This is a genomic window from Thiocapsa sp. C2-2m (assembly GCF_041903745.1).
GTDB classification, from domain to species: Bacteria; Pseudomonadota; Gammaproteobacteria; order Chromatiales; family Chromatiaceae; genus Thiocapsa; species Thiocapsa roseilacustris.
Genome location: NZ_JBBWVD010000070.1, coordinates 1 through 12,162 on the forward strand (window position 1 = coordinate 1; position 12,162 = coordinate 12,162).

Here is a 12,162-nt window from a genome sequence, read left to right on the forward strand (position 1 = left end):
GCAGCAGCATGTTGGTGACGCAGAGCATGTGCGGGAGCTGCTTCTTCTCCACGGCGCGGAGCCCCGAACGGAGGTCCTGCTCGTCCTCCGGGCGCTTCACGTAGTGCTCGCGCATGTGCCGTATGGCGCAGGTGAGGAAGCCGCCGGTGCCACAGGCCGGGTCGAACAGGATCTCGCCGGGCTTGGGGTCGATACGTGCGGCCATGAAGGCGGTGATGGCGCGTGGGGTGTAGTACTCGCCCGCGTTGCCGGCGCTTTGTAGGTCGTTGAGCAGCTGCTCGTAGATGTCGCCGAAGTGTTTGCGCTCGGCCAGGTCGTTGAAGTCGACGCCGCTGATCTTGTTGATGACCTGGCGCAGAAGCTGGCCCGACTTCATATAGTTGTAGGCGTCCTCGAAGACGCCGCGCACCACGCGGGCGCGATTGGCGTTGGCGCCGAGGGCTGGCAGCTCCTTCAGAGAGGGAAAGAGGTCTGCGTTGATGAAGCCGAGCAGTTCCTCGCCGGTCATGCCCTCCGGGTCGGCCGCCCAAGTACGCCATTGCAGGCGCTCGGGTATGGGCGAGCGGTAGCCGTCGCGCATCACCTCCAGCTCTTGGTCCTGGTCGTCGATGATCTTGAGGAAGAACATCCAGCAGAGCTGGGAGAGGCGTTGGGCGTCGCCGTCGACGCCGACATCCTGGCGCATGATGTCTTGGATGGATTTGACGGTGGTTCTTGCGGACATGGACTAGGCGGTTTCCTGGTAGAGGGCGGCTTGCATCGCGTGAACGGCCTGCTCGAAGCCGGCCTTGTTGCCGAACTGCTTGACGAGCTGGAGCGGGGTGCCCATGGCGTTGAAGGGCGGGATCTCCAGCACACGGACGTTGTCCAGTCCGGCAACCATGCCTTCGTCCTGGTACTTGGTCAGCAGGGCCTCCAAGACGGCGCGGGCCTGGGGGCCGTATTTGGTAAAGACGTCGCCCTTAACGACTTTGCCGGCGCGCTCGCGGCGGGTGAGCGGAGGCTGGTCAAAAGCGATGTGACAGATCAGGTCGAAGGGGTCGAGGTCCTTGCCGAGTTCTTCCATCAAGGGGTCGAGCAGGAGCCCCTCTTCGGCCAGCTCCGCGATGATAGCCTCCTTGCGCTCGGCGGAGCGCCAGCGGCGGAGGAACTGGTCGAGGCTGGCGTAGCGACTACGGATCGCACGGCGGGAGTAATCGCGCAGGCTCTCGGTGACGAGCTTACCGTCTTCGTCGAGATATTCCACGCGCTCTGCCAGCACGGTCACCGGTCTGCCCTTGATGTAGTACTTGGGCGGCGGCTCGCCAACGCCTGGCGGGAGGGTGATGTCCGGCGGTTGCGGGTTGTCGACGACGGTCTCGTCCTCGCCGGGTTCCGGCGGGATCGCGTCGTCCCCCTCATCGACGGGCGACACGTCCTCCGGGGGGACTGGCGGGTCATCCTCGCCCGGCTCGTAGATCTGCACCGGCTCGCCGTCGAAGTCCGGATCCGCGAAGTGGTTGGTCGCCTTGCGGAAGTCGACCAGGGTGAAGTAGTACTTCTTGGTGTCCTCATGCACCCGAGTGCCGCGGCCCACGATCTGCTTGAACTCGGTCATGGAGCCGACCTCACGGTCCAGGACGATGAGGCGGCAGGTCTGGGCATCGACCCCGGTCGAGAGCAGGCGCGAGGTCGTGACGAGCACCGGGTACTTGGCCTCGGGGTCGATGAAGTTGCCGAGCTGCGCCTGGCCCTCCGGGTCATTGCCGGTGATGCGCATGACGTAGCGGGCGTTCTGCTTGGCGAGGTCTTGGTTCTCGTTGATCAGGGCCTGACGCATGCGGTCGGCGTGCTCGGTGTCCACGCAGAAGACGATGGTCTTCTGGAAGCGGTCGCCGCTCTGCTTGAGGTAGTCCGAGACCCACTTGGCGACGCGCCGGGTGCGCTCGTCGATGACCAGTACGCGGTCGAAGTCCTTCTGGTTGTAGTGGCGGTCTTCGATGTCCTCGTCGTTCAGGTCGGCCTCGCCGGGCGTCGGCCGGTAGCCCTCCACATCCACATTCAGGTGGACCTTGATGACCTTGTAGGGGGCGAGGAAGCCGTCGCGGATGCCTTGCTTGAGGGAGTAGCTGAAAACGGGCTTGCCGAAGTAGTGGATGTTGGAGACGTACTCCGTCTCCTTGGGGGTGGCGGTGAGGCCGATTTGAGTTGCGGCCGAGAAGTATTCGAGGATCTCGCGCCAAGCGGAGTCCTCGGCGGCGCTGCCCCGGTGACACTCGTCGACGATGATCAGATCGAAGAAGCCGGGGGAGAACTCGCGAAAGAGCTTCTGGCGCTCCTCGGGGCCGGTGATGGCCTGATACAGGCCCAGATAGATCTCGTAGGCGGTGTCGATGCGGCGGCGCTTGTCCAGCGCGGTGGTCAGATTGGTGCTGGTGCCGTCGGCGCGCTCGATGGTCTTGGCGTTGGTGCTGAGCTTTGCCATGGCCGCACCGAAGGGGCGAAAGTCGTTGACCATGGTCTGGTCGATGAGCACGTTGCGATCGGCCAGGAAGAGGATGCGTTTCTTCTGCCCGGACTTCCACAGCCGCCAGATGATCTGGAAAGCGGTGTAGGTCTTGCCGGTCCCGGTGGCCATGACCAGCAAGATGCGGTTAAGCCCCTTGGTGATGGCCTCCACCGCGGCGTTGATGGCGTTGCGCTGATAGTAACGGGGCTCCTTCCCGCTGCCGTCGTCGTGGTAGGGCTGCAGGACAACGGCCTCTTGGACCGGAGCGAGGCCCTTCCAGGCGCGGTACAGCTCCCAAAGGGCGTCGGGGCTGGGGAAGTCGTCCAAGCCGAGCGTGGTTTCGAGCTGGGCGCTCTGGCCCGTTCGGTCGTGGAAGACGAAGGCGTCGCCGTTGCTGGCGAAGACGAAGGGCACGTCCAGGATCAGCGCGTACTCGAGCGCTTGCTGAAGTCCGTCCGCGACGGCGTGGGTATTGTCCTTGACCTCGATGACCGCGATGGGGATGCCGCAGAAGTAGAGGATGAAGTCGGCGCGTTTGGCCTTGCCGCGGGTCACCAGCTTGCCGCGGACGATGATGCGGCCCTTGGTGAAGTAGACCTGGCGGCGGATTTGCGTGGTCTCGTCCCAGCCGGATTTGATGATCGCAGGGGTGATGTACTTGACGCAGATGTCGTCTTCGCTCAGGGACTTCTTGTTCATGGCGTCTTCGTCCGGAGGCCGCGAGCGCAGAGCGCCGCATCAAGGGGTCCTTAGTCCTTGGACACCTTACTTCGGTTGTTGGCGCGAAACAATCCAGCGGTGTACATCTACGCCCGCCTCGCCCAATCCAGCCACGCGCGTACCGAACCCGTTAACGTAGTGACGTCGAAGTCTGCTAGTGCTGATCTCGTGCACCAGCGGTCGCTCCGATGGAAGAAGACCTTCGGCAAAGGGGCCTCCGCGATGTGGATCCCTAAACACGGCTGCCGGTGAAGCGGTTGAGGTGGCTGAAGAGGACGCGGGCAGCGCCCGCAATGCGGTTGATGCCGGGAGCCTAGCACCTAGCGCCTGGAGACGAGAGTTTGACATCAAATCGTGGGCGGGGCGGTAACGACAGATTATCCGACGGCGTGGGGGGGTGAAAATCATCCAAAAACTGGGCCGGGAGACGTGCGAGGTCTGGTCCAGTTGGTCCAGCTGGTCCGGGCAAAAACAGAAAAAGTATTTCAGCGAGCGTTCGGTGCGTCGTGCTGCTCTACCGAACTCTATAAAATACTTTCTCAAAAAGGGTGGACTAGATGGACCAAGTGGACTAGCCTTTATTTACAATTGGTTACGATCTCTTTCCCCGTGGACCAACCAGCCCGAAAGCTGGACTGGTCCACTGTAAACGCGGACTGATCCACCATCCGGCTAGTGAACTCGCGCGTCCGCCCCCCTGCCGGAGCCGCTGTTGCGGTGAAAACCAGGACTTGGTCCAATCTGGTCCAGCCTTCGACCATAAGCCTTGGACCAAGGTCTCGTCGGACGGGGCCTCGTCCTCGTCGTCATCCCAGGGCCAAGGCATCTTCGTCGCGCTTTCGAAAGCGGCTCGGCACGCGCCGAGAGTCGGAATGCTCAACACCCGCGGTCGGTCGGAATTCACCCTAAAAAGAGCAGTTAAAACGCAAAGGCGCAAAGAACGCAAAGGCGTTCAGTGCCTTGCTTCAATGAGGCTATTCACCCAAAGGGTGAACGTCGTTCGCATTGCAGTTTCTTGTTCTCCTTTGCGTCCTCTGCGCCTTTGCGTTTCCAAATGCCGGGTTTAGGTTCACCGATGCGCCTAGGCGTTTCGTACCGACATCACCCAGCTTCTTCAGTTTCTGGATCCGGCTAGTCAGGTCCCATCGACCGCGGGCGAGACTCCGGCCAGTAGGATCTCCCCGGTTTGCAGACAGTGGAGCCACCACTGGGTCAGCGAGTCGAAGCCGCGTACCTTCGCATCGCGTTTAGTGCGCTGATCAAGGCCCATGTCCGGAAGGGTTCTCGGGTTGAAATCGCCGATGTCGAGTTTCAGCAGATGGTCGATAAACGCTTCCTGTCCACCGTTGTCGATGTGCTCGGCCAGCCTCTTGAAGTAAGCCGTGTCGCCCTTGCGGTGCTCGCTCACGTCCAAGATCAGAAAGCGCCGGTCATCGAGACCAACCGGCGCGACCCAATCGTTGTTGGAAGCCATGATCAGGTGCACACAGTTCCGGACCCGGTATTTCGGGACGTACTTCCGTTCAACCGGCAGATCTTCATCGGTGATAAGGCTCTTGAGGACGCCTTCCTGGTCCTTGCTGCCGCCCCAGACGGCCTCGTTGGCGAACACCAGGACCGAGGTCGCAAGGTGGTCGTTGAATTTGCCGACGAGATCATCGGATTTAACCGCAAGGCTGGCATGATCACCGAACGCGCGCACGAGTATGTCGATGATGATGTTCTTGCCGGTACCCTCTCCGAACTTCAGAACAATGACCGTATGGCCGCGCTCCTGCGGCTTCTGGAACATCCGCGCCAGCCAGAACATCACGTATTGATACGCCACCTCGTTCGTGCTGCACCAGACCTCCCGAATGTGATCCAGGATCAGCTGACACTCACCCGGTTGCGGGACCAACGCCAACCCCTGGTAGAGGTTGAGTGTTTTCTCATCGGGTAGAACGACCTCTCCTGCAACAAGTCCAGCGACGAGGCTGCGGTTCTCTTGGCGGAGCACCTCGATCCGGCGAAGGCGTGGGCTCCTGCACCCGAGGTTTACGTCGAACCCGAGCCGTTGATTCCGACGTTCACACAAGCCGCAGCGGCCTTCATCAGGCTGAACCGGCATGGCTGGAGCAATCGCAAACACGCAAGACAGTGGACGACCACACTCAAGACCTATGCTCGCCCGACGCTCGGCAACAAGCCCGTGGACAAGGTCACGACCGACCACATTCTCTCGGTGCTCAAGCCAATCTGGATCACGAAGACCGAGACCGCCAAACGCGTCCAAGGGCGCATCGAGAACATCCTCGACTTTGCCGCTGCCCGGCAGTGGCGGGATACGGCGAATCCGGCCCGTTGGCGAGGTCATCTGGACAAGTTGTTGCCGAAACCGACCAAGGTTAAGACGGTCCGGCAGCAGCCCGCCCTTCCCTATCAAGACGTCGCTGCGTTTTTGGTGCAATTGCGCGGATTGACCAGCATCTCCGCCCGCGCGCTCGAGTTCCTGATTTTGACCGCATGCCGCACCGGGGAAGTCTTGGGTGCACAATGGACCGAGATCGACCTCGCGGCCCGCGTGTGGACGATACCGGCCGTGCGCATGAAGGGAAATCGCGAGCATCGGGTGCCGTTGAGCGATGCCGCGATGGCCGTCATCGAGACCCTTCCGCACATCGTCAATCACCCTTATGTGTTTCCGGGCGCCAAGCACGGTCGACCGCTCTCCAATATGGCCCTGCTGCAGGTCATGCGTGGCCTGGGGTTCGGCGTCGGCGGCACGCGGGGCGACGCGGTCCCGCACGGATTCCGCTCGTCGTTCCGAGATTGGGCCGGTGAAGTGAGCAGCTTCCCGAACCATGTTTGCGAGATGGCCCTGGCCCATGTCATCGGCAACAAGGCCGAAAAAGCCTATCGACGCGGCGATCTGTTCGACAAGCGCCGCGCCATGATGCTGCAATGGGCGCACTGGTGTACCGGGAGTGGCGTCACCGATGTCGAGCCGGAGGCATGCGTGGTCAGCGCACCTGAACGGCCTCGCAATCCCGTCGCCGACGCGCATTCCGATCCGGTGCAGCGACACCGGGATCGCCACTGACAGAATGAATCCATGACCGAAATCCCCGTTCAACCGACACCCGCCGACGACCTCGACACCCCGTGGAAGGACGCCGTCGAGCATCACTTCCCGGAGTTTCTCGCGTTCTATTTTCCGGCGGCCCACGCCGGAATCGACTGGACCCGAGGCCATCGCTTTCTCGACCAGGAACTGGCTCAAGTCGTGAAGGATGCCGCGCTCGGCAAGCGCGTCCTGGACAAGTTGGTCGCCGTCCATCGGCTCGGCGGGAGCGAGGACTGGGTCTACGTCCATATCGAGATCCAGGGCGGGCACGACACGCACTTTGCCAAGCGCATGTTCACCTACAACTACCGCCTGTTCGATCGCTATGATCGCCCGATCGCCAGCCTCGCGGTCCTTGCCGACGACAGTGCCTCCTGGCGTCCGGACAACTTCGGCTTCTCGTTGTTCGGCTGCCGGCACTGGCTGGAGTATCCGCTGGTCAAACTGGTCGACTTTGCCGATCGACTCGAGGCGCTGTTGGAGGATGCCAACCCGTTCGCGATCGTCACCGCCGCGCATTTGCTGACCCGCCAAACCCGCGGCGACGCCGAGCAACGCTATGCGGCAAAATGGCGGCTTGCGCGACTCCTCTACGAACGCAATTGGGACCGCCAACGCATCATCGATCTGTTTGCCGTCATCGACTGGATGATGACCCTGCCCGTCGAGTTGGAAGCGAAGCTGTGGCAGGCCCTCACGACCCTGGAGAGAAACAAGACCATGCCCTACGTGACATCCGTCGAACGCCTCGGCTATACGCGCGGTCATTCGGAAGGCCGTGAAGAAGGCCGTGAAGAAGGCCGTGAAGAGGGCCGGCGCACCGAGGCGGAGACCTTGGTACGCAAGCTGCTGCAACGCCGCCTCGGTGTTTTGCCCGGACAGATCGACGCGCGTGTCGGCGCGCTGTCGCTGGAACGTATGGAAGCGCTCGGCGAGGCGCTCTTGGACTTCACGTCCGTGGATGACCTTGACGCCTGGCTCCGACAGCACTGATCCGGTGGTGCGCTACCCACGACCGACGCCGGTCCGAAAACCCGCCGATCTCGGATGACGAGATCGACCGACGATCCGGCAACCGGCGTCCTATGCGGATGGTGATGAACATCGCGGGGAACCCCGCGATGCGCGTCCTGGTCCTGTGCGGAGCCGACTCGCCCGTCTTTCACGCCGCCCGAGGGGTCCGAGCGCTCCTGGAGAACGGTGACGCCCCGGATCGGCGCATCATCGCCGCGCACGGGCACCTCCCGGTCCTCGGCAATCTGCCCGCCGAACGGATCGAGCGCTTTCGTCGTCGGGTGGTCCTGGTGGATGCGACCGGCGTCACCGACAGCGCGGCGATTGCTCGGTCGGTTGCGGATGCGGGCTTACGGGCCGCGGCGCTCCCGCTGCTCCCGGCCGCGAGCGAACCCGATGGCGAGCGCGCCGAGCCGACTTTCAAGCGCATCCCTCGGGCGGTCATCGCGAGCCGATCGGATACGACCCCAAGGCATTCTTCCTCGTCATGCTGGATCGCCCGGCCGGGGAGAGCCTCTGTCGGCACGACCTGGCGGACAACACCCCGGCGGAGGCGATTCGCTCCCGCTCGGGCTAGCGCATTCTGCCGGGGCTGCTGCGCGCCGAGCTCGTCTCGCAGCTCGGCCATGCCGGCTATCTCGGCACCGAGCTCGCCAAGGCCGAGACGGCTCTGCGGCTCGGACTGGACTACGAGCAGGACAGACGGCTGATCGCGCCGGGCGATAGCGCGTGCGGCATGTGGACGACCGATCGCCGTTGTCCGCGCCGGCAAGATCCTCGATAGCGCGCGGAACCATCCGTCGCTCCCGAGAGCCGGCGCCTGCGGAACTCAGGTGTCGGTCTGCCGACGAGAGCGTCCCCGCATGATCGAACGCGGACGGCTCGCCCGGGTGGCGTTAGCCGGTGGTGTAGTTTCCAAGCGGAAGGGTCCGTTCTCGACCCCTTGCAGTCACAGGCACCACAAAAAGAGCGTCCGCTGCTGCCAGATCAGCGGACGTTGCGATGCTGGTCATCGCTGCTAACGGGGAAGTATAAAGGACCCAAGCCCGCAGATTGGTCGCCGATAGCGATTCCGTGGTACGCCCTATTTGCCTTTCACGCCAGAGCAGCCGCCATGCTGGCTCAAGCTGATGGCCCTGATCAAGATGCACACCAAGGCGCTGGCAATCACCCGAAGTAGGAAGGAATCACTCGCAGTCCATTCAATCGCTGCAGTACTACGCGAACGCCGCTGGTTGTGAGCTCGAACTGCGATTGGGTCTCAAGTTCCAGGCAATCAGCCGGCGTCGAATGACAATTCCCTGACGGGGAGTATTCGAAGGGTCTCAATCGAACCGCAGACCGAACAATCCACCGGTAACGGATGCATCCGTCAGACCCACGTCCACTATGTAGTTCATGACATCGAATCCCGCCGGCAACTCGGCTTTACCCAACTCATCCGAGTTCAGGGTGACGATGTACTGGAATCCGAGCGTCTCCGCCCGCTCGGCCCCGAGCCGCAAGGCTTTGCCCACCTGACGCCCATCCACGCCGTCGAACAGGTGGCTGTCGTGGATGAGGAAGCCTGGCCCTAGGCCGCGACGGGTCCACAGTTCCATGAGTAACAGGTCGAAACAGAAAACCTGCATACGGCTGATACCAGTGCTGCGGTGGGCAGGAATGTCGATGCGAAGCTCTGGGCCGTTGTTGGTTGGCTCGACGGTCAGGGTACCGGGGCGCTCGTAGAGTGCATTCGATAACTCGGCAAAAATCAGGACGGCCTCTTCGATGATCTCGCGCTCATCCCGATAGTCGTCGAGCAATCGCTTGTGGAGTCCGGCCCGCTCGATCTTCACATCGGTAGCCGTGCTCTCCAGCCGCTCGGCAGTGTCGAGTGCGTGACGCAGTCCCTCTGCCTCCACCTGGATGCGGCTCAGTTCCCCTTGCAATTGGGTGAGTTGGTCCAGGGCGCCATGGGCGCGCAGCATCTCCATGATCTGAGCACGGCGCCGGTCGAGTCTGGACTGCTCGCGCTCGCGCTCATGGATCCGGTGCTCGGCTGCTTCGACCTCTCCGGTCAGGTGCGAGCGGCGGTTGTCGACGATGGAGCGATGGAAGAGGCGGACCTCATCAAAGCGTCGGGTGGCACTCTCGGGCAGCACGACCCCCGCCTCCGCATAGAGACGCTCCAGGTCTTGGGTGGCTGGCGGTTCTTCCGTATCCATCGCCTGTTGCAGATCCTCGATCAAGGCGCGGTCGAGTGTGTTCTCGTCGGCCAGTGCGTTCATCCGCTGGGTCAACACGGCCGCCTCCTGCTCCCGCTCGGTATATTCCGGCAGGACGACAAAGGTGCGGATGCGGTCATTGAGCGCCGTGACCCGGCGTTCCGCCAGGGTCAGGCGGGCGCGCAACTCCGCGGCGGTGGCGATGACCCTGCCAAGGGTTCCCTCTTTCGCCGCCTTACGAAGCTGCTTGATGGTTTTGTCCTTTTCCCGGACTTCCTGAAGCTGGCGCGGGATCTCCCAATCCAAGCCCAGAAGGTAGGACGCCGCAATCTGCTGATCGCCGATCTGCTGGTTCTCATCGTGCCGTTCCGGACGCTCCAGTCCACCAGCGCCCTGGCGTCGTGCGAAGTAGGGGAATAGGCTTCGGAAAGTCGGGCCGAATCGTCGGCGCGCATCATCGGGCGGCAACCCAAAGTAGTGGTGACCCAGTTGTTCGCGCCATTCCTTGATGCTCAGCGCCGATTCCGGGAGCAAGCCGCGGGTCGCGCTGCCTTGGTCAGCGGCAAGGCCGCTGACCAGGACGAGTGATGGACTGACCGCCGAACGGAGGACGCTGACGTCTTGCGGTCCGAGGTCGAGATCCAGCCCGAAGTGATAGCGACCCAAGACCTCGTTGCGGAAGATGCAGCCCTTTCCGCAATCCGCGCCGAGTACGAAGTGGATGAGCTCGACAAGGCTGGATTTGCCAGCACCATTGCGGGTCTGACGGTCGGTGGCCTCGCGCGTCTTCTCCGCCACCACGATATTGAGCCCTCGGTGGAAGCGGATCTCCTTGAAGGTCGGCAGATTGCTGAAAACGCGGTGAATCATGATGCGACCCGACGAATGCGGCCCCGCTGAAGCTCAATGGCACCAAGGAGATAGAGAAGATCCAGGGCGAGGATAAACCAATCAAAGGGGATGCTGCTGCGCTCGCGTCCTTGCGAGGATAGTCTTTCAGTCGCGGTTGACTGCGAACCTTGAGGAGCCGTCGGAGAGTGGCGTGTACGTTCGCGCCGGACCTCGTCCCAGAGGCGCGAGACCGTTTTCGGCTCGTCGAGCAGCTTGAGCAACTCGGCACCGACGGTGATGAGGGCACGGTCCTCGCGCAGGTGCTTGGTGGGAAGGATCATGGCTTGGGCTCCTCGGCCCGATCTTCGAAGATGTCGCAGCTCTCGAAGAAGTAACTCAGAACGGCGAGGACCGCCGCCTGGTGCGCTGGGTCTCTGACGACCTCATCGCCTCCGGCGAAGGCTTGCAATTCGCCGAAGATCTCGTCGGCCGTCAGACTCAAGGCGCTCAACTCCGCGTAGCGGCGGCGAAAACCCTCTGCAAGCTCTTCGCCGAAGGTTGGCTCGGACCATCCGGACAGCAGCGCTCTGACCAGTGCCTCTTTATGCCGTCCCATGCGCAGCAGGTCCAACACCGGCTTGGAGAAGGCATTCGCATAGAGCTTCTCGGGGGATACAGTTTGGATGTCTGCCTGCGGCGGCGGTTCCTGTCGCTTGATGTTGAGCAGCACGGGGCGAAGCCGGTCGAAACGCAACGCATCGAGCGAGGGCCGGGTGGGAGCGGCGTCAAACAAACGAGCAAGATTTTCAGCCGGGAGACTGAGCGCCAGGGATTGAATGTCGCTCGGCCCCCAGGATTCGGTGCGCACCGATTCGGTTTCTTCCTCCAACTCTTGGATCAACTGGATCGCTTTCGCCGGGAGACCTTCGTGATCGTTGTGGACGAAGACCCAGATCCTCATCCGACCTTCCCAGTCCATCAACGCACCAGTGAAGTCTGTGTGAATTTTCTTGAGCAGATCGGCAAGCTTGGTCGTCCGTGGTGCATAAACCTGAAACACCATTTTCTGGGAAGGCAGATAGCCGTCGCACTTCAAGTCGCCCTGATTTCCGTAGGGTCGGCTGCGCTGAAAATCCCGAGGATGGGCAAGTTCCATGATCGTGGCGAAGAGATCCTCGAACGCTTTGCCCTGCTCTTTGAGTAATCTCAGCTCGCATCGTTGCTGGTACCAGCTTCGGCTCAGCTCATCCATTCATCGCACCCAGGATCCATACTCTCGGCAGAGCGCGAGAATACATCCCTCGTTTCCGGATGGCTAACTGCCGAGAAACGGAACTTCGTCCTTGATCCTCCGACAGCCGGTGGTTTGCAAATACCAGCTCTCGCATGGCGTCCAAACCTTCCGCTCGGTCGGATGATTTGGGAGTCCGGTCTGAGGCGGGTGCCTGCCGCTGGCATCCAGCCCCCATAGGCCGGTTATGGCCTTTTGCTGCCGTTAGGGTCGCCTGAACCGACCCAAGACCAGCTGGTCCGCAGGCAGCCGCAAAAGCGGCGGACGAATCCGGTAGGGTCAGCGCGGATTACTCTGAGGAATTCTCGTGGAATAACGGTAACCGACAACAGCCGGGCTCCTCATCCGACCTGCTCCTGACCGACGCCGCCCTGCAAAGTCAATGTGCGTATTCCACGCCCATTCGGCCACCCATTCCACGGGCATTCGGCCACTGATTCCACGCTGATTCGGCCACCCGTTCCACGGCGATCCGGCCACTGATTCCACGGCCATTCGGCCACCC

General features: G+C 62.2%; 9 protein-coding genes. 3 read left to right on the forward strand and 6 right to left on the reverse strand.

Features of this window, described 5'->3' with window-relative positions:
• From AADX97_RS27720 to AADX97_RS27730, 3 genes are all read right to left on the reverse strand, one after another.
• Window positions 1–724, reverse strand: a 724-nt coding sequence (locus tag AADX97_RS27720) for an N-6 DNA methylase (protein WP_374237278.1), incomplete at its 3' end; no start/stop codon positions are given.
• 3 nt (window positions 725–727) lie between these two features.
• Window positions 728–3,187 carry an EcoAI/FtnUII family type I restriction enzme subunit R gene (gene hsdR, locus AADX97_RS27725; protein ID WP_374237280.1) on the reverse strand — a complete coding sequence of 820 codons (2,460 nt, stop codon included), beginning with the start codon at window positions 3,185–3,187 and terminating at the stop codon, window positions 728–730.
• Window positions 3,188–4,343: 1,156 nt separating this feature from the next.
• Window positions 4,344–5,018 (reverse strand): primase-helicase family protein, encoded by a 675-nt coding sequence (locus AADX97_RS27730; RefSeq protein WP_374237281.1) that lies wholly within the window; start codon window positions 5,016–5,018, stop codon window positions 4,344–4,346.
• A 177-nt stretch (window positions 5,019–5,195) separates the two neighbouring features.
• On the opposite strand from AADX97_RS27730, the gene AADX97_RS27735 reads away from it, so the two are divergent.
• The 3 genes from AADX97_RS27735 (at window position 5,196) to AADX97_RS27745 (ending at window position 8,038) form a co-directional block, all read left to right on the forward strand.
• Window positions 5,196–6,290 (forward strand): tyrosine-type recombinase/integrase, encoded by a 1,095-nt coding sequence (locus AADX97_RS27735; protein WP_374237283.1) that lies wholly within the window; start codon window positions 5,196–5,198, stop codon window positions 6,288–6,290.
• A 12-nt stretch (window positions 6,291–6,302) separates the two neighbouring features.
• Entirely contained in the window at window positions 6,303–7,307 is a 1,005-nt protein-coding gene (locus AADX97_RS27740) for a DUF4351 domain-containing protein (RefSeq protein WP_374237284.1), read from the forward strand.
• 104 nt (window positions 7,308–7,411) lie between these two features.
• Window positions 7,412–8,038 (forward strand): hypothetical protein, encoded by a 627-nt coding sequence (locus AADX97_RS27745; protein ID WP_374237285.1) that lies wholly within the window; start codon window positions 7,412–7,414, stop codon window positions 8,036–8,038.
• A gap of 615 nt (window positions 8,039–8,653) precedes the next feature.
• Here the strand turns inward: AADX97_RS27745 and AADX97_RS27750 are convergent.
• From AADX97_RS27750 to AADX97_RS27760, 3 genes are read right to left on the reverse strand one after another with little or no spacing between them, the layout of a single operon-like run.
• Window positions 8,654–10,405 (reverse strand): ABC-three component system protein, encoded by a 1,752-nt coding sequence (locus AADX97_RS27750; RefSeq protein WP_374237286.1) that lies wholly within the window; start codon window positions 10,403–10,405, stop codon window positions 8,654–8,656.
• Window positions 10,402–10,707, reverse strand: coding sequence for an ABC-three component system middle component 6 (locus tag AADX97_RS27755; protein ID WP_374237287.1), 306 nt, complete (start codon window positions 10,705–10,707; stop codon window positions 10,402–10,404). The genes AADX97_RS27750 and AADX97_RS27755 overlap by 4 nt, the downstream gene beginning before the upstream one ends.
• Window positions 10,704–11,618, reverse strand: coding sequence for an ABC-three component system protein (locus AADX97_RS27760; RefSeq protein WP_374237288.1), 915 nt, complete (start codon window positions 11,616–11,618; stop codon window positions 10,704–10,706). The genes AADX97_RS27755 and AADX97_RS27760 overlap by 4 nt, the downstream gene beginning before the upstream one ends.
• Between the last annotated feature and the right edge of the window lie 544 nt (window positions 11,619–12,162).